We start from the raw sequence: 18,185 nt of genomic DNA on the forward strand, positions 1-18,185 counted from the left end.
CCGGCTCGTCGCCGAAGTGGGCGCGGATGATCCGCTGCTTCAGGTACTCGAGGGTGCCGAGGTCTTCGACGATGTCGCCGCCGGTGTCGTAGAAGAAGATCTCGCCGCTCTTGTTGCGTCCGACGGCGACCACCCACTCGAGCTCGTCACGGTCTTCGAGCAGATAGTTGATGGTCTGCGACACTCCCTTTCCGGAGATGATCGTGACCTTCGCACGTGCGGTCTTGTCGTCGTTCGCCATCAGCGGATTGAACAGAATCGGCTAACGGGACCGTATAAGCGGGCTAGGGAGCAGTCAATACGGCTTCGAGGATCGTCTCGACGTGCGGACTCTGCGGAAACAGGTCGATGGGCTGCACGCGGGCGACGACGAAGCCGGCGCCCGCGAGCGTGCGGACGTCGCGCGCGAGCGTCGTCGGATCGCACGATACGTACACGATGCGTCGGGGCGCGAGGCGCGCGAGCAGCCCGGCGACGGCCGCGGCGCCCGTTCGCGGCGGGTCGAGCACGACCACGTCCGCGCCGGAGAGGCCGTGGCGGCGCAGGTGGTCGTCCGCCGCGGCGACCTCGAAGCGTGCGTTGACGAGCCCGCTCGCCGCCGCGCTCGCCGCGCCGTCCTCGACGGCGCGCGGGTCCTGGTCGACGGCGACGACCGACGACGCGGCGCGGGCGAGCGGCAGGGTGAGGTTTCCGGCGCCGCAGAAGAGGTCGAGGACGGGCGCCCCGCCGCCGACCATCGCCACCACGGTGCGTACGAGGAGGAGGTTGGCGGCCGGATTCACCTGCGTGAAGGTTCCCGCGCGCTGGACGGTCGGCGCCGCGTCGATCTCGGAGCGTACCGTGATCTCCGTGACGCCGAAGCGGCGCGTCCACGTCCGACCACGGAGCGCGACGCCCGCGGCCGTCGGCGTCGCGGCGAGCCAGGCGCGGATCGCGCCGTCGTCGGCGGCCGCGAATGCGCCGCGCGCGGTGGCGTCGAGCACGAGTCCCTTGCGGCCGTTCGCGACGATCTCCACGTCCTCGAGCGTCGTTTGCAGCGATCCGACGAGCGCGCGCAGCGGCGCGAGCCCGGCCGCGACGGCGGGCTCCGCGATCGGGCACCGGTCGATCGGGACGAGCGCGTGCGAACGCGGCCGGCGGTAGCCCACGACGCCGCCCGCGCCGACGTGTACGCGGATCCGGTGGCGATAGGCCCATTCCGAGGGCGCCGCCAAGATGGGCGCGAGCGCGCGCGGCGTCACGCCGGCGATCCGCGCCAGCGACTCGCGGACGTTCGTCTCCTTGGCGGCGAGCTGCGTCACGTAGTCGACGTGTTGCCACGGGCAGCCGCCGCACTCGCGCGCCCACGGACACGGCGGGTCGCGCCGCGCCGGACCGGGTGCGCACACGTGAAGGAGCGCGGCGCGCGCCCAGTTGCCGTGCTCCTCGACGACGCGAACCCGGACGCGGTCGCCCGGCGCGGCCCCCGGAACGAACACGACCCGGCCGTCGCGGCGGCCGACCGCGTCCGGCCCGTAGGCGAGCGTGGTCACGTCGAGGACGAACGTCCCCGGCTCGTCGGGACAATGGGGCGTCAGCGGCGTCGACTCAGTTCGCGGTGGAGGGTGCTTCCACCGGCGCGTCGGCCGCCGGCGCCTCGCGTGCGGGCGCCGGCTGCGCGCGCGTCACCGCCTCGAAGCGGGCGACGAGCTCTTCGAAGCGGCGCGCCATCTGCTCGCTCCGCCCGGCGACGTCCTCGAGGCGGCGCGCCATGAACGTGCGCTGGTCCTCGAGCTCGCGGATCTTTCCCTCGAGCTCCTGGACGCGCGGGTTGGCGGCGATGATGTAGTTGCCCGCGCCCGACGTCACCATGAACACCGCGCCGGCCACGCCCAGGATGAACCCGAGCAGGAACCCCACCAGTATCTTCAAGATCATGCGGCCTCCTCCAATCGTCCGAGCTCGCGCACCAATACCATGATCGCGGGGAGTGTGACGGTCCCGGCGCTCTGGAGGTCGGCGAGGAGGGCGCGAATGCGTTCCAGGGTGGCGGCGCGGCGGAGGCGGAAGGTGACGACCCGCGCCGCGACCTCGCCGCTGCCGGCGAGGAGCTGGCGGGTGAGCTCGCGGCGCACGTGGTCGAGCTCGGCGCCGAGGCTTTCGACGGCGCGGCGCTCCCAGCGGTCCTCGCCGGCGACGTCGTCGAGCGCCTGTCGGAGCCACGCGAAGTCGAAGATCTCGGCCGCGCCGAAGTACGCGGCGGCGGCGGTCGCGGGCGGAATGTTCGTCGCGCCGGCGACGTGGGCGACGTCGAGGAGGGCACGCAGCCCTTCCAGCCGGACGCAGGCCGCGGCGAGGTCCGTCGGCACCTGCTCCGCGACGAGGGCGGCGACGCGGGCGTCCCGGCGGGCGCGCTCCGCGGCGGGCAACGCCGCCTCCGCCTCGGCGAGGGCGGGCCGGGTGCGGTCGATCATCGCGTCGAGCGGACCGAGGCGCGGGTAGGCGGCGAGGATCCAGCGCACGGCGCGATCGAGTCCGGCGACCACCAGGTCCAGGATGCGTGTTTCGATCGTCGGGCCCGCGTCCACGGCTCGCGCCGCGATCGCCCGCGCGTCGGAGAGCGCGTCGGCGACCACGAACGCGCGTGCGACGTCCGGGGCCGTCGCGCCGCTCTCGCGCATGGTGCGGGTGAAGAAAGCGGCGCCCATCAGGTCCACGACGTCGTTGGTGAGGGTGGTCGCGATGATCTCGCGGCGGAGACGGTGCACGCGGATCGCGTCGCGGCAGCGGGCGACCATCCGCGCCGGGAAATACGCCAGCAGCACGCGCTCGAGGTGGGGATCCTCGCAGAGCGCGTCGCTCGCGAGGAGCCGCGTCGCGTGCATCTTGGCGTAGGCGAGCAGCACCGCCAGCTCCGGCCGGGTGAGGCCGCGGGCGATCGAGCGCCGGGCGCGCAGCGCGTCGCGGTCGGGGAGTCCCTCGAGGGCGCGATCGAGGAGGCCGGTCGCCTCGAGGTCAGCCATCATCTCGCGGAAGTGGACGAGCCGGGTCTCGCTGCGGCGCTGATCGCGCGAGATGGCGCGGCTCTGGCTCCGGTTGTGCGCGAGCACGAGCGCGGCCACGTCCTCGGCGAGCTCCTGGAGGAGCGCGTTCCGCTCGGCCGTCGTCATGGCGCCGCTCGCCACCGGCGGCTGGAGCGCGATCTTGAGGTTCACCTCGTGATCGGAGGTGTCGACGCCCGCCGAATTGTCGATGGCGTCGGTGTTGATGCGTCCGCCGGCGAGCGCGAACTCGACCCGGGCGCGCTGCGTGAAACCGAGGTTCCCGCCTTCGCCGACGACGCGCGCGCGCAGCTCGCTCGCGTTGACGCGCACGGTGGCGTTCGTGCCGTCGCCGACGTCGGCGTTGCTCTCGCCGCGCGACTTCACGTACGTGCCGATGCCGCCGTTGAAGAGCAGGTCGGTCGGCATCCGCAGAACCGCCTGGATCAGCTGGTCGCCGTCGATCGTCTCGGCGGCGATGCCGAGCATGGCGCGCGCCTCGGCCGAGAGGCGGACGATCTTCGTGCCGCGCGGGATCACCGCGCCTCCCGCGCTCAGCGCCTCGGGGCGATAGTCGGCCCAGCTCGAGTGCGGCAGGGCGAACAGGCGCGTGCGCTCGGCGTACGATGCCTCCGGATCCGGGTCGGGATCGAGAAAGACGTGGCGGTGGTCGAACGCCGCGCGCAGCCGCGCGGCGCGGGAGCACAGCAGGCCGTTCCCGAAGACGTCGCCGCTCATGTCGCCGATGCCGGTCACCGTGAAAGGGTCGCGGGCGACGTCGCGTCCGTCGAGCTCGCGGAAGTGGAGCGCGACGCATTCCCAGGCGCCGCGGGCGGTGATGCCCATGCGCTTGTGGTCGTACCCGTGCGAGCCGCCCGAGGCGAAGGCGTCGCCGAGCCAGAAGCCCCGCTCCTCGGCGAGCGCGTTGGCGACGTCCGAGAACGTCGCGGTGCCCTTGTCGGCGGCGACGACCAGGTAGGGATCCGGCTCGTCGTGGCAGACGGTCCCCTCCGGACGCGCGATGCGGTCGCCGTCGACGTCGTCGGTGAGGTCGAGGAGGCAGCCGACGAACGTGCGATAGGCGTCGAGCACCGCCGGCGGACTCACGGGCCCCTTCACGACGAAGCCGCCCTTCGCGCCGACCGGCACGATGACGGCGTTCTTCACGGTCTGCGTCTTCATGAGGCCGAGGACCTCGGTCCGGAAGTCGTCGCGCCGATCGCTCCACCGCAGACCGCCCCGCGCGATGCGTCCCGCCCGCAGGTGCACGCCCTCGATGCGCGGGCCGTGGACGAAGATCTCGTACAACGGGCGCGGCTTCGGCATGTGGTCGACCCGGGTGCCATCGATCTTGAACGCGACGGTGTCGCCGCGGCCGGCCGCGAGCCCGGCGTAGTAGCTCGTCCGGACGGTCGCGCCGACCATGTTGCCGAGCGCGCGGAGCACGCGGTCGTCGGCGATGCTCGGGACGTCGTCGAGCGCGCGCACGAACGCCTCGTAGGCCGCGGAGGCGCGGCCGCGATCGGCGTGCGGGTCGTGGCGCGCGCCGAACCACGCGAAGAGCAGCGCGGCGTGGCTCGGGTTGCGGATGAGCGCCTCGACCGACGCCCGCGGGCTCGGCGCCGCGCCGATCTGCGCCGCGTAGGCGGCGTAGGCGCGCAGCACTTGCACCTCCTGCCACGCGAGGCCGGCGGCCGGCACCAGGCGGTGCAGCCCGTCGCTCTCGACCCGACCCTCGCGGACGGCGAGCACGGTCGCGACGAGGCGCGCGGCGTCGCGCGCGACGTCCACGCGATCGCCCGCCTCGGTCCGCACGAGGAAGGTCTCGACGTGGGCGGGCGCGCCGTCGAGCGCGGGCAGGAGCACGGTGTTCTCCGCGAACACCCGCAGGCCGAGGTCTTCGAGCACGGGCATGACGTCGGAGAGGACGAGGGGCTCCCGCAGATAGAGCTTGAGCGCGGTGTAGGGCTCGGGATGTCCGGCGGCGTCGGCGAGGGCGATTCGCGTCCTGCCGCCGCCGGCGAGGGCCTCGAGCTCCGCCACGTCGTCGGCGGCGGTTGCCGGGTCGGTCGCCGCCTTGTAGGCGTCCGGAAAGATCGCCGCGTAGCGGTCCGCGAGGGCCGCACCGTCGACGTCGCCCCGCGCGCTGCGCAGCCGATCGCGCAGGCGGTCGTTCCAGCCGCGCGTCAGCTCGGCGATCTCGCACTGCAGGTCCTCGCGCCGGATCGCCAGCACCTGGGCACGCGACGCGGCGAGCGAGACGTGCAGGCGCGCGTGCTCGCCCTCGCCGAGCACGACGTGGTCTTCGACGACCTCGCCGCCGAAGCGCGTCGCCAGCAGGTCGCGCACGCGGTCGCGGACGACCTCGGAGAAGGCGTCGCGCGGCATGACGATCGTGGCGGCGACGCCGCGCTCGAGCGGATCGGGGCGCAACGTGAGCGACAGCTCGCGCGTGCGCTCGGCCGCGAGGATCGCGCGGATCTCGCCGCGGATCGCGTCGACCGACATCGCGAAGAGATCGGCCTTGGGCAGCGTGTCGAAGACGGCCAGGATCTCGCGGTGCTCGTGCGAATCCGGGACGACGCGCTCGGCCTGCAACACCTGCTGCAAGCGCCGCCGCAAGACCGGGATCTCCGAGGCCTCGTCGGCATGGGCCTGGAAGGTGAAGAGTCCGAGGAGGCGGAACTCGCCGCGCACGCGACCCTGGCGGTCGAGCTTCTTGACGCCCACGTACTCCATCCGCACGTCGCGGTGGACCGGGGCGTGGGCGGTGGTGCGCGCGAGGACGAGCAGCGGTCCGCCGACCACGCGGCTGCGTATCGGCTCGGGGATGCTCGCGACCGGCGTCGGCTCGGCGTAGTGCGAGCGCTCCGTGCGACGGAGGAGCCCGAGACCGGAGTCGGGGTCGAGCGCGAGGGTCGGCACGTCGTCGCGCTCCTCGAGGGAGACGCTGCGGTACCCGAGGAAGACGAAGCCGCCGGCGATCAGCCAGCGCAGCAGCTCCTGGACCTCCTGCACCTCGTCGTCCCAGGCCGCGCTGCCGCCCTTGTACCCGTCGAGGTGCGCGACGACCCCCTCGGTCGCGGCGACGAGCGCGGGATAGTCGTCCGTCACGAGCACGAGGTCGGCGAGGCGCGCGGCGACGCTCGCCTCGAGATCGGCGCGGCGCTCCGCGTCGAGGGGCGGCAACACGGCGAGCACGAGCGACTCGCGCCGGCCGCTCTCGCCCGCAGCGTCGAGCCCCTGGAGCCGTCCGAGCTCGCCGCCGGCGGCGGGCTCGCGCCGCGTCGTCAGCAGCGGGTGGAGGACGTGGCGGACCTCGATGCCCGCCGCCCGCACGCAGTTGCGGATCGTGTCGACGATGAACGGGCGATCGGTCGCGACGGTCTCGAGGACGGTGGCCACGTCGTCCGCGCGGGTCCGGACGCGCGGCGCCTGGCCGGGCGCCGCGAGGAAGGCGAAGCTCCGCGTGGCGACCGCGGCGGCCGCCTCGTCGCCGAGCTCCTCGGCCCAGGGCTCGCCGTCCTTGCTGAAGAGGGCGGTGGCCAGCACGGCGATCGCCTCGTCCTCCCATCCCGCGTGGCGTTCGCGCACGCGGGAGACGATGCGCGCCAGACGATCGGTCTCGACGGCCGCCGGGCGGCTCACGGCGTCACCGGGCGCCGCCGGATGCGCGCCGCGTCCTCCCAGGGCTGGTCGACCGGAAAGGCGGCGTCGGCGTGCACCTCGATCCGCGCGCAGCCGCGCGCCGCGGCGCGCGCTCCGGCGCAGGCGAGGAGCGCGGCGACGGCCGCGGCGTCGCCGCGCAGCTCGCGTACCATCGCGGTCGTCGGACCGAGCCCGCGCACGTACGCGATCACGACGAGCCCGGCGAGGGCGTCCGCGCCTTCCCGCTCGGCGACGTAGAGGTCCTCGCGGAGCGTGCCGACGAGCCGCCGGAAGCGCTTGCGGTCCGCGCGGGCCGCGTCGAGCGGAGCGCCGAGCAGGGCTCGTACGCGCGTGAAGTCGTCCCGGCGCGCGCGCCGCACCACGAGCCCGGCCAGCATGGCCCCGGTGTTTACCAACCGGGACGCGGCCGGGCCAGCGGAGGGCATCGCGAGATCGGCTCGCATCCTCGTCGGCTCGCGCCCGCCGGCGTCCGGTCAGCGCGTCTTCTGGCGGCAGACGACGCGGTTCGCGCGTCGGTTCGTCTGGCAGCCGCTCGCGCTGACGTAGCGTTCGCTCGCGACCGCCACCGACAGTACGAGCTCGGGGGCGCGGCTGCGCTCGAGGTCGAGATGCGCTGCGGTCAGGGCGAGCGTATAGCGCGCGCCGTCGCGCGAGTGCAGCGTGACCTTCTTCACGCCGCCGAGGAGCTGGCCCGTCTTGTCGGCGAACGACAGGCTCGTGCCGTTGCGGTTCATCTTCCAGTCGCGCGCGGGGACGACCACCTGCATCAGCTGGTCGCCGTCGGTCTTGGCGAGCGTCATCGTGAGCGCTTGCCCCGCGACCTCCGCCATCGCGGCGGCCGCGATCGCGTCGAAACGGCCCTTGATGGTGATCGAGTCCTCGTGCGCGGCCTTCCCGATCGCGATCCGCATCGACTGGATCACGAGGAGGCCGCACGCGTCCGTGGCGAGCTGGTCGGGATTCGCCATCGCGTCGCAGTTGTCGCACGCGTCGCCGATGCCGTCGCCGTCGATGTCCTCCTGCCGTCCGTTGGACGCCGCGGGGCAATTGTCCTCGGCGTCGGCGATGCCGTCGGCGTCGGCATCCGGCGGCGGAGGCGTCGGCGCGATGGTCGGCGTCGGCGCCGGCGTCGGCTCGCCCGCGCCGTTCCCGGGGTACAGATAGCTCGCGCCGGCGCGGTCGTCGTCGGTGAGGCCGGCGCCGCGGCCGTCGAAGTGGGCGAACGAGTACATCGTTGCGCTCGCGTCGGTGGAGTGCGCGAGGCCGATCGTATGGCCGATCTCGTGCGTCGCGACCTCCGCGAGGTTGGTCGCGTTCCAGAACGAGCAGCCGCTCCAGCCGTTGTTGAAGATGATGTCGCCTTCGACCACCTCGCGGAACGTCGTGCCGGCGAAGGTCTTCGACGCGCCGCCGGCGCAGTAGCCGCCGATGGCGAGGACGCCGCCGCAGCCCGAGGGATCGGTCACCTCGTTGAACGGGTCGTTGAAGACGATCTTGCTGGTGCCGTCGCAGAAGCCGTTTGCGGTCGCCGCGGTCGTTCCGGCGGACTGCATGACCAGCGACGATGTCGGTACGCCGGTCCACACGGCGAACGCGTCGTTGATCGCTTTCTGGCTGGCGGTGAAGCCGATCTTCGCGTCGCCGGCCTGATCGAGGTAGTACCGCACCGGCTGGCCCTCGTCGGGGAGGAACCAGCGCACGTTGTTGAAGAGCTTGAACCCCTCGGCGTCGGTCGGCGCGGGGACCGTCGCGGCCGCGCGCGCGCCGGAGGCCGACGCGAGCGGCTGCAGCATGCGCGGCACCGGCTGACTGCGCACGATGTCCTGAAGCCGGGCGACGAACGGGCCGGCGAGGCGACGGTCGGCCGGGTCGTGGGTCTGGAGGCGCGCGCCGCCGAGGACCACGACGCCGTCCTCGTCGAGCGAGCGGCTCGCGACGCGCGCGCCGCTCGCGGGATCGGTCGCGACCGAGAACTTGCCGAGCCCCATCTGGGTCGTGCGGAGAAACCCCTCGCCGTCCTGGCCCAGGAAGGCGATGACGCTCTCGCCGACCTCGTAGCGCGCGGCGCCGTAGAGGTGCAGCTCGTCGTCGCCGACGCGGCCGCCGGGGTCGCGAATCGTGATGGTCGCCTGCGGGAGATATCCTTTGATGACGTGCTCCACCGCGAGGGTCGTGAACGTGACGATCGAGCCGCCGCTCGTGCGCTCGGCGTGCACGTCGGCCACGGTGCCGGTCACGATCGCGTCGGCGGAGAGCGTGAGCGCCTCGTCGCTCATGCGGACGAGCGTCGTCGCGCGTGCGGGCGCCGACATCAGGAGCAGCAGCCCGGCGAGCGCGGCCGCGACGCGCAGCGTGACGAGAACGGACCGACGAAGCATCGAACCCCTCCGCGACCCGAACGTGGGTCACGGGGCGCGCAGCAAAGCAGGTGCCAGCAGCGGGAGCGCATGGGACGCGCGCGGTCGTCGCTACGAGCCCGCGCTTGCGTGCCGGGCGCGTGGCGACCGTCATCGACGTGACGGAAAGCTGACGCGCGCGTCGGAAGACGGACTCGCGGCTCGCATGTCCGTTGCCTTGCAGCTTCGCTTGGCGCTAAAGACCGGCCATGCCGGCGTCCGACGATCCGAAGCTCGAGGTCACCGTGCTCGGCTCCTCGGACGCGTTCTGCAGCGGCGGGCACCCGCACGCGACGTACCTGGTCGAGACCGCGCGGGCGACGTTCCTCGTGGATTGCGGTCCGACGGTCCTGCTGGCGCTGAAGCGCCACGGCATCGACACCGCCCGCGTCGACTTCGTCGTCATCAGCCACATGCACGGCGACCACTTCGCCGGGCTGCCCTTCCTGCTGCTCGAGTCGATCTACGAGCGCCCGCGGACGCGGCCGCTCGTGGTGCTCGGTCCGCGCGGCGTCGCGGCGCGCGTCTGGGCGCTCACACGCACGCTCTACCCGGACGTGGTGCCGGACACGCTGCCGTTCGCGCTCGAGTTCGTGGAGCTCGAGCCCGAGCGTCGCGCGACGATCGCGGACGTCGAGCTCCATCCCGTGCGCGTGCCGCACCAGGACGAGGACGTCTCGCTCGCCGTCGGTTTCGCCTCGGGCGGGAAGCGGCTGCTCTACAGCGGCGATTCGCCCTGGGACGACCGCTTCCTCGAGCTCGCGCGCGACGTCGATCTCTTTCTCTGCGAGTGCACTGCGTACGACGAGCCCATGGGCCGCCACATCGAGTGGACGACGCTCGCGCCGCTCGTGCCCCGGCTCGGGTGCCGTCGCCTCGTGCTGATCCACCTCGGCCGGAAGATGCGCGAGCATTGCGGCGAGCTCGGCGTCGAGTGCGCGAGCGAGGGCATGAAGATCCGGCTGTAGGCGGGCCACTCAGCGCCGGCGCGGGCGCGGCGGCGGACCGCCGTACGGATGACCCGGCCGCACGAGCACCGAGCCCTCCGCTTCCTCGCGCGCCTTCGTGTCGTCCTCGACCACGAACGCGCCGACGCTCCGCCGCAGGAGCTCCGCGAAGAAGGGGAGCGATGCGGCGCCGCGTTCGAGGCTCGCGGCGGTCGCGGCCGCGGCGCGCGCGCTCGGCTCGCGCCCGGTCGCGTGCAGCACGAAGGCCATTTCCTCGAGCCGGCGGCGGTACGACGCCGCCGCGGCGCCGGTGAAGAGCTCGCGCTCGGCGCGCGCCAGCACGGCCTGCACGCGCTCCTCCTGCTGGGGACGGCTCAGCAGGATCGGGCTCGCGCGCGCGGCGCGGATCTCGTCGAGATATGGTGCGAGCGTGTCCCGCTCGAGGAGCCACGTCGCGAAGTCGATTTCGTCGAGCAGCGCCGCGCCCTCGGCGGCCGCGGCCGCGTCGCTCGCGACCTCCGGCGCGATGCGTGCGAGCATCGGAGACGTGAGCGGGGCGGGCGGCTGACTCGTGAGGCGCGCGCGCAACGCGGGGTACTGCCCCACGGTTTCGGCGATGCCGCCGGCGCGGGCACGCTCGTAGCCTTCCGCGAGGAGCGCGTCACCGTAGGCTCCGTCGATCGCGACCATCCGGACGTGATGCAGCGCGCGCAGGTCGTCGTGCATGCGGCGCAGCGACTTCCGCGGCAGCTCGGCGAGGTTCACGTCCCGGAGGCCCTTCGGCTCGTTCAAGATGGCGGTCATCACGAGAAGCCCGCCGCCCGCCTGCGGACGCGCGATCCGGACCAGCCGATCGCCGCGGCCGTCGATGCCGGAGACCCAACCTTCGAGCGCGGTCGCCGTCCAGCGCGGCGGGGCCACGGCTGCGGCGGGGGACGCCGGCGCGACGACCCCGCGTTGCCCGAAGCGATAGAGCGCGCGCCGCGCGTCCTTCGCGACCGCCTTCCAGCCGCGGCCCTCGGCCGCTGCCGCGAGCTCGCGGAGCGCCACGGCGTGCGCCTCGTCGACGACGGTGCTCAGGCGCTCGACGAGCGCGCGGTCGAGCGCGGCGGTGCGGCCGGCGAGCGCGAGCAGGTCAGCCGGCGTCGTGTCGTCGTCGGCGACGCCGGCCGCGCGGAGCGCTTCGCGCCCGGCCGCGGCGTCGTCACTCATCGCGCGTCGCGGTCACCGTGGCGCGTGGGTACTGCTCGAGCTTCGCGGTCACGTGATCGCGGATCCACTTGCCGTCCCACCATGCGACGGGGTCGACGTGGACGCCGTAGAGCATGATGCTGAAGTGCAGGTGATCGCCGCCGGCGAGCCCCGTCTCGCCGGTCCGGCCGAGGGTCTCGCCGCGTTGCACTTCCTGTCCTTGCGTCACGGTGATCGCGCTCAAGTGGCCGTAGAGCGAGAAGATGCCGAGCCCGTGGTCGACGATGACCGCCTCGCCGTAGATGCCGAGGTCGTCGGCGAAGACGACCTTGCCGGTGCTCGCCGCGACGACCGGAGCCTGGCGGAGCGATGCGAGGTCGTACCCGAGGTGCGTCTGGGTATCGATGATGGTTCCGTCGTGGCGATACGAGCGGCGATCGCCGAAGCCGGCGAGCGGCGCGCTGTTCGGCTGGCGGAGGAACGCACCGTCCCACCTGGGCGTCGCGGCCGACGTGCGGGTGGCTTCCTTGATCCGCACCTCGCTGTTCTGCCGCACGGTTCGGTTCACGTAGAGGTAGCCCTGCACGAGATCGGGCTGCGCGGGCAGGCGACTCGCGTTCAGGATCTCGGGCACCTTGCGCTCGAGGAACGGGTCGTCGATGTCGAGCGTCTTGTTCGCGAAGGTGCGCGGCTTCACGACCGTGTGGAACGTCACTTCGCGCCGGTTCCCTGCGGCGTCCTCGGCGACGGTTTTCGCGGTGGCCTTGTGGTCGAGGTCCTGCGGGACGGCGAAGAACGCCGCGTGGATGGCCGGGTCGGCGAAGAGCCCGGCCGTACCCGGAAAGAAGTAGCTCGCCACCGCGACACCGCTCCTCACCGCGTCGGACGAGGTCCTGTAGAGCATGAAATCGAGGCCGCCGAGCGTGAGGTAGTGCTGCTGCGAGAGCACCTCGACGGTCGGCGGGCTCAGATCGATGGTGAAGGGCGCTTCGAGCAGCACCGGATCGCTGCGCAGCCAGCGCAGCCAGGAATAGTCGCCCGCGAACACCCGGAGCGTCGCCGGTCCCTCGCCGAGCTTGTGGTCGATCGGCGCGAGCGGCCTGCTGACCGTGGTCTCGAAGATCCCGCTGCCGCGCCACGTCTGGGCGGGGTAGGTCTCGCTGGCGAGCACGGTGGTGGCGCCGTTGCTCTCGACCTCGACGCGGCTCCACGCGAGCCCGGTGCCGACGTCGTGGAGCGTGACGTCGATCGTGCTGCCGCGGCCGAGGGCGGTGACGGGATGCGCGAGCTCCGCGGTCGGCCGCCGGCGCTCGAGCTTCACCCACCCGACGAAGACGATCGACGCGACGAGCGCGAGCGTGACTCCGAGCACCAGCCGGCGACCCACTCCACCCTCGCGCTGGCCACGTTGTCGCCCTTGCCGTGCCATCGACCCGCTCGCGACCTTACGAGCCGCTCCGAAGGGTGTCAATCTTGCCGGGCCGCGAGCGCGGTGATGAGGTCGAGCAAGCTCGCAGTGATCCGCTGCGTCGCGCCCCAGATCACGCGGCCGTCGTGACGATAGGCCGTGACCGGGATCGCACGCCCCTCGATCGTCCACGATTCCGTGACGCTCGTCGCGGGATCGTCGAGAACGCGGAGCGGCAGCGCGAACGCGTCGTGCACCTCGCGCGGGTCCAGGCGGAGCGCGTAGGGGTGCGGGACGCGCGCCACGAAAGGCGTGATGACGAAGTTCGAGCTGAAGGTGCGGATCGGGTCGAGCGCGCCGAGCACGTCGACGTCGGAGGCGCGGAGACCGATCTCTTCGTCGGCCTCGCGGAGCGCGGTCGCGAGCAGCGAGGGGTCGCGCTCGGGCGCGTGGCGCCCGCCGGGGAAGGCGACCTGTCCGGCGTGCTGGGGCAGGGCGGCGCTGCGGGTCGTATAGAGGAGGTGCAGGTCGTCGTCGACGTCGAAGAGCGGCACCAGCACGGCCGCCTGGACGGCCGACGACGGCGGCGGCGCCGGGCGCGGCTCGGCGAGCGCCGCCCGCAGCGCCGGCAGGATCTCGCGGGTCATCGGGCCGGATATCACGGCGGTTCGCCCGCCCGAAAGCGCGTGCTATGCGCGGCGGATGGCCTGCGTCGTCGTGCGCTACCACGAGATCGCCCTCAAGGGCGGGAATCGGCAGCGCTTCGTGCAGCGTCTGATCGCGAACCTGCGCGACGCGACGACCGGCCTCGGGGTGCGGAGCGCCGACAGCCTGCCGGGGCGGATCGTGCTGCGGCTCGCGCCGGAGGCGCCCGTCGACCTCGTGTGCGAGCGCGTGGCGCATACCTTCGGGGTCGCCAACTACTCGGCCGGCGTGGAGATCCCGGCCGGCCTCGACGCCATCCGCGCGGCGGTGCTCGACTGCGCGCGCGCGGAGGCGTTCACGACGTTCGCGGTCCGCGCGCGGCGCGCCGACAAGTCGTTCCCGATGACGTCGCCCGAGCTCGGCGCGTTCCTCGGCGCGGCAGTCGTGGCCGAGGTCGGCGGACGCGTCGACCTCGAGACGCCCGACCTGCCGATCACCGTCGAGATCCTGCCGCGGACGGCGTACGTGTCGGGCGGCAAGCGCCCAGGGCCGGGCGGCCTGCCGGTGACGATCAGCGGACGGGTGACGTGCCTCATGTCGGGCGGCATCGACTCGCCGGTTGCGGCGTACCGCATGATGCAGCGCGGGTGCCGCGTCGACTTCGTGCACTTCAGCGGCGTGCCGTACACGAGCCGCGCGAGCGTCGACAAGGCGCGGGATCTCGTCGAGCACCTCACGCGCCGGCAGCTGCGCTCCGATCTCTGGGTCGTGCCGTTCGGCGAGATCCAGAGCGAGATCGTCGCGCGCGTGCCGCGCAGCCATCGCGTCGTTCTCTATCGTCGCATGATGCTGCGGATCGCCGAGGCGCTCGGACGACACGGCGCGCGCGTTCTGGTGACGGGCGAGAGCCTCGGCCAGGTCTCGTCGCAGACGCTGGAGAACATGCAGACGATCGCGGCGGCGACGTCGGCGCTCGTGCTCCGGCCGCTCGTCGGCATGGACAAGAACGAGATCATCCAGCAGGCGGTCCGCATCGGCACGTTTACGACGTCGATCCTGCCGGACCAGGACTGCTGCACGCTCTTCACGCCCGCGCACCCGACGACGCGCGCGACCCTCGCCGAGGTCGAGGCGGCGGAACGGCAGCTCGACGTGCCGGCGCTGGTCGCACGCGGTGTCGCGGATGCGACGCGCGAACGCTTCGTGTTCCCGCCCGAACTCGCCGGCAAGGCCGCCGCCGGGACGCGTCTCACGGTCCAGGGCTGAGCGTCGCCGCGGCGAAGCGCGCGACGAACGCGCGCGCCACCGCGGCCGGCGTCTCGCCGTCCTGATCGACGGCGGCGTTCATCCGCCGCATGAGGTCGGGCGGAATCGCGCCCGCGAGCGGTCGGAGCGCGCGCACCACATCCGGTCGCTCGCGCACGAGGCGGGCGCTCGCGAGCAGGACCGCGTCGTAGGGCGGAATGACGTGCCGGTCGTCGGCCAGCACCGTGAGGCCGAGCGCGCCGATCCGGCCGTCGGTCGAGAAGGCGCTGATGACGTCGACCTGCGCGCTCGCGACCGCGGCGTACATGAGCGACGCGTCCATGCTGCGTCGCTCGCGGAAGCGGAGCCCGTAGGTGGCGGCGAGCGCGGTCCATTCGGGCCGGCCGAAGAACTCGTAGTCGCCCGCCATGACGAGGTCGGGCGCGTGCGCCGCCAGGTCGCTGATCGTCGTCACGCCGAGCCGGCCGGCGGACTCGTCGCGCATCGCGAGCGCGTACGCATTCTCGAATCCGAGCGCCGCGACGAGCGTGATCCCGTGCGTCTCGGTCAGGTGCCGGCTCACCTCGGCCAGCACCACCGCCGGATCGGGCGGGACGTCCGTGCGCTTCATGACGGTTGCCCAGATCGTGCCGGTGTAGTCGACGTAGAGGTCGAGCGCGCCCGCTGCGAGGGCATCGAAGGCCACGGTCGATCCGAGCGATGCCACGACGCGGGTCGGGTGCGACGTGGTCCGCGCGATCGCGCCCGCGACGATCTCGCTCAACACGTACTGTTCCGTGAACGTCTTGGCGCCGATCACGACCGGGCGCTCGGCGGCGCCGAGGCGCCGGCCGACGGCGTGCGCCGCGGTCGCGAGCGCCAGCGCGGCGAGGCACGCGAGCGCGGCGGCGACGATGCCGCGTCGGCCCGTGCGCACGCCCACCTCCGCCGCGTGCACGAGCGCGTCGAGCGCGAGCGCGAGCGCGGCGGACGCGAAGCAACCGGTGAGCACCGCCGCCAGATTGCGGGTCTGGAGGCCGCTGAAGATGTAGTCGCCGAGGCTCGGGGCGCCGATCGGCGTCGCGAGGGTCGCGATGCCGACGATCCAGACCGTCGCCGTGCGGATGCCGGCGACGACGACCGGCCCCGCGAGCGGCAGCTCGACGAGCCGCAGTCGTTCGCGGTCCGTCATGCCGACGCCGCGCGCGGCTTCGACGACCACCGGATCCACGCCGCGAATACCGGTCACCGTGTTTCGGAGGATCGGCAGCACGCCGTAGCACGTGAGCCCGAGGAGTGCGGGGAGGTAGCCGATGCTCGGCACGTCGATGCCGACGAAACGCCGCGCGAGCGCGCCGAGTGCCGCGAGCGCGGGCACCATCACGGCGAGCAGCGCGAGGCTCGGGATCGTCTGCACCGCGCTCGCGACGGCGAGCGCGAAGGGCTCGGCGCGCGGTCGGTGCGTCACCCACACGCCGACGGGGAGGCTGAGGGCGATCGCGAGAGCGAGGGCGGCGAGCGCGAGCTCGAGGTGCGCGGCGAGGCGTTCCGGCAGGAGCGCGAGCTGCTCGCTCATGCGCGGCCGGGCGGCTGCGCGTCCGCCCGGAGGGCGGCCAGCCCGCGGAGCGGCGCCGCGAGGAGCCGCCGGACATACTCCGTCGCCGGCCGCGCCATGAGCGCCGACGGCGCGTCGATCTGCTCCACGCGTCCGTCGTTCAGGACGGCGATGCGGTCGGCGACGACGAGGGCTTCGAGGACGTCGTGGGTGACGAAGATCGCGGTGAGATCGAGCCGGCGTGCGATCGCGAGGAACGATTGCTGCAGGCGCTCGCGTGTGAGCGGGTCGAGCGCGCCGAACGGCTCGTCGAGCAGCAGCACGCTCGGCTGGGCGGCGATCGCGCGCGCGACGCCGACCCGCTGTTGTTGGCCGCCCGAGAGCGAGGCCGGGGCGCGATCGCGGAAGCGCGCGGGCGCGAGCTCGACGAGGTCGAGCAGCTCGTCGACGCGCGCCGCGACGCGCTCGTCCGGCCACCCGAGGAGGCGCGGCGTGACGCCGACGTTCTCGCCGACCGTCATGTGGGGGAAGAGGCCGACCTGTTGGAAGCAGTAGCCGATGCGGCGACGGAGCGCGTGCGGGGCGAGCGCGGCGACGTCGACGCCGTCGAGCTCGACCCGTCCGCCGTCGGGCTCGATCAGGCGGTTCACCATCTTGAGCGTCGTCGTCTTGCCCGAGCCGGAGCCGCCGAGGAGCACCAGACGCTCGCCGCGCGCGACCTCGAGCGTGAGCCCGTCGACGACCGTCGCGTCGCCGAAGCGCTTGCGCAGCTCGACCAGGCGCAGCACGGGATCACCCCCGCGGGAGGTCGGCGAGGAACGGCTCGACGGCGGCGAGGAACCCGCTCGGGTTGTCGCCCATGACCGAGTGTCCGGCGCCCGGCACCGTGCGCACCTCCGCGCCCACGACGCCGCCGAAACGCGCCGCGACCTCGGGGTCGAGGATGTCGCTCTCGCCGCCGCGCACGATCAGCACCGGGCAGCGGATGCCGGAGACGCGCTCCCAGAGGTCTCCCATGCCTTCGCCGACGCGCGCCGGGTTGCGCAGGGCGGGATCGTACTTCCAGGTCCAGCGCCCGTTCGGGAGCCGCCTCAGATTGTGGCGCAGACGTTCCCGGATGTTGTCGAGCGAGCGGCGCGGGTTGAACGCGTGCGCGCGGGCGACGAAGTCCTCGAACGTGTCGAGCTCGTCGGTCGCGGCGACGAAGTTGCGGATGTTGTCGACGCCGTCGCGTCGCACCTCGGGCGCGATGTCCACGACGACGAGCGCGCGCACGAGGTCGGGCCGGCGGGCGGTGAGCGTCAGCGCGACGAGGCCGCCCATCGAGAGGGCGACGACGACCGCCGGAGCGCCGAGCGTCGTCTCGACGAAGCGCTCGACGTCGCGGCTTTGCGTCGCGAGGCGGTAGTCGCCGTCGGCCGCCCAGCTCGAATCGCCGTGGCCGCGCTGGTCGAGCGCGCGTACGTGATGGGTGCGCGCGAAGCTCGGAGCGACCTCGTCCCAGCTGTGCGCCGTCTGTGTGATGCCGTGCAGGCAGACGAGGGGCGGATGTCCGACCGTGCCCCAATCGAGATAGTGGAGCGAGAGATCGTCGAGCGTGGTGCTGGCGTCGGTCGGATGGGGCATCGGTGTCTCCCGCGTCACTCGACGCGCGCGCGGCGCCGCCAGGCGTCGAGCACGCCGGCGAAGCTCGCCCGCAACGTGGCCGGTAAGCCGTCGAGGTCGGTCGCCGCGGGCGGTGGCGGGCAGGTCGGCGCGGGCGCGCGCCGCGCCGGCGTCGGGGCCGCGGCGCGGCCCTCGGTCAGTACGAGAAAGAGATCGTCGACGAGCGGCCGCGTCAGGCGCTCGTTCAGGGCGGCGACGATGCCGCGCTTCAAGAGGTTCAGCTCCTGCATCCAAGGGGCGCTCGACACCGCGACGACGAGCGTCCGGCCGCGCAGGCGGACGGGCTCCGCGCGGCGTGCGATGGCCGCGCCGACCGCATCGCTCCAGACCCGCCAGATGGCGCTCGCGCCGGGCGTCCCGAGGACGCGGTCGAGGCAGGTTTCGAGCACTCCGTCGATGCTCGCAGGCTCGCGGCGCGGGCTCACGCGGCGGTCCTTAGCGTGA

15 protein-coding genes are annotated in these 18,185 nt (G+C 73.2%); 2 read left to right on the forward strand and 13 right to left on the reverse strand.

Annotated elements, in window-relative coordinates; translation table 11 throughout:
• The 6 genes from IT293_19855 to IT293_19880 form a co-directional block, all read right to left on the reverse strand.
• Window positions 1–241 (reverse strand): hypothetical protein (locus tag IT293_19855; protein MCC6766918.1); only part of this gene is annotated, 241 nt, incomplete at its 3' end.
• A gap of 43 nt (window positions 242–284) precedes the next feature.
• On the reverse strand, window positions 285–1,532 hold the full coding sequence (locus IT293_19860; GenBank protein ID MCC6766919.1) for a class I SAM-dependent RNA methyltransferase: 1,248 nt from the start codon (window positions 1,530–1,532) through the stop codon (window positions 285–287).
• A 55-nt stretch (window positions 1,533–1,587) separates the two neighbouring features.
• Window positions 1,588–1,917 carry a hypothetical protein gene (locus IT293_19865; GenBank protein ID MCC6766920.1) on the reverse strand — a complete coding sequence of 110 codons (330 nt, stop codon included), beginning with the start codon at window positions 1,915–1,917 and terminating at the stop codon, window positions 1,588–1,590.
• A complete protein-coding gene (locus tag IT293_19870; protein MCC6766921.1) occupies window positions 1,914–6,668 on the reverse strand; it encodes an NAD-glutamate dehydrogenase in 4,755 nt (1,584 codons plus the stop codon). Before IT293_19870 ends, IT293_19865 begins: the two co-directional genes overlap by 4 nt.
• The gene (locus IT293_19875; protein MCC6766922.1) at window positions 6,665–7,066 is read right to left on the reverse strand and encodes a hypothetical protein; all 402 of its coding nucleotides are present in this window, start codon (window positions 7,064–7,066) and stop codon (window positions 6,665–6,667) included. The genes IT293_19870 and IT293_19875 overlap by 4 nt, the downstream gene beginning before the upstream one ends.
• Before the next feature lie 96 nt (window positions 7,067–7,162).
• Window positions 7,163–7,921, reverse strand: coding sequence for a thrombospondin type 3 repeat-containing protein (locus tag IT293_19880; protein MCC6766923.1), 759 nt, complete (start codon window positions 7,919–7,921; stop codon window positions 7,163–7,165).
• Between the two features lie 1,373 nt (window positions 7,922–9,294).
• Between IT293_19880 and IT293_19885 the strand changes: the two genes are divergently transcribed.
• The gene (locus IT293_19885) at window positions 9,295–10,053 is read left to right on the forward strand and encodes an MBL fold metallo-hydrolase (protein ID MCC6766924.1); all 759 of its coding nucleotides are present in this window, start codon (window positions 9,295–9,297) and stop codon (window positions 10,051–10,053) included.
• A 9-nt stretch (window positions 10,054–10,062) separates the two neighbouring features.
• Here the strand turns inward: IT293_19885 and IT293_19890 are convergent, their stop codons facing one another.
• The 3 genes from IT293_19890 to IT293_19900 form a co-directional block, all read right to left on the reverse strand.
• Window positions 10,063–11,244, reverse strand: a complete 1,182-nt coding sequence (locus tag IT293_19890; GenBank protein MCC6766925.1) for a hypothetical protein — start codon at window positions 11,242–11,244, stop codon at window positions 10,063–10,065.
• Entirely contained in the window at window positions 11,237–12,610 is a 1,374-nt protein-coding gene (locus tag IT293_19895) for a M23 family metallopeptidase (GenBank protein MCC6766926.1), read from the reverse strand. The genes IT293_19890 and IT293_19895 overlap by 8 nt, the downstream gene beginning before the upstream one ends.
• 80 nt (window positions 12,611–12,690) lie before the next feature.
• Window positions 12,691–13,278, reverse strand: a complete 588-nt coding sequence (locus IT293_19900; protein MCC6766927.1) for a CoA pyrophosphatase — start codon at window positions 13,276–13,278, stop codon at window positions 12,691–12,693.
• A 55-nt stretch (window positions 13,279–13,333) separates the two neighbouring features.
• Between IT293_19900 and thiI the strand changes: the two genes are divergently transcribed.
• A complete protein-coding gene (thiI, locus tag IT293_19905) occupies window positions 13,334–14,542 on the forward strand; it encodes a tRNA 4-thiouridine(8) synthase ThiI (protein MCC6766928.1) in 1,209 nt (402 codons plus the stop codon).
• Here the strand turns inward: thiI and IT293_19910 are convergent.
• From IT293_19910 to IT293_19925, 4 genes are read right to left on the reverse strand one after another with little or no spacing between them, the layout of a single operon-like run.
• Window positions 14,526–16,097, reverse strand: coding sequence for an ABC transporter permease/substrate-binding protein (locus IT293_19910; GenBank protein MCC6766929.1), 1,572 nt, complete (start codon window positions 16,095–16,097; stop codon window positions 14,526–14,528). The two genes, thiI and IT293_19910, sit on opposite strands and share 17 nt — an antisense overlap.
• Window positions 16,094–16,864 (reverse strand): ABC transporter ATP-binding protein, encoded by a 771-nt coding sequence (locus IT293_19915; protein MCC6766930.1) that lies wholly within the window; start codon window positions 16,862–16,864, stop codon window positions 16,094–16,096. Before IT293_19915 ends, IT293_19910 begins: the two co-directional genes overlap by 4 nt.
• Window positions 16,865–16,868: 4 nt before the next feature.
• Window positions 16,869–17,702, reverse strand: a complete 834-nt coding sequence (locus IT293_19920; GenBank protein MCC6766931.1) for an alpha/beta hydrolase — start codon at window positions 17,700–17,702, stop codon at window positions 16,869–16,871.
• A gap of 14 nt (window positions 17,703–17,716) precedes the next feature.
• Window positions 17,717–18,166 carry a DUF721 domain-containing protein gene (locus tag IT293_19925; GenBank protein MCC6766932.1) on the reverse strand — a complete coding sequence of 150 codons (450 nt, stop codon included), beginning with the start codon at window positions 18,164–18,166 and terminating at the stop codon, window positions 17,717–17,719.
• Window positions 18,167–18,185: the final 19 nt, after the last annotated feature.

The sequence above is a fragment of the Deltaproteobacteria bacterium genome, from assembly GCA_020848745.1.
Taxonomy (GTDB): domain Bacteria; phylum Desulfobacterota; class Binatia; order UTPRO1; family UTPRO1; genus UTPRO1.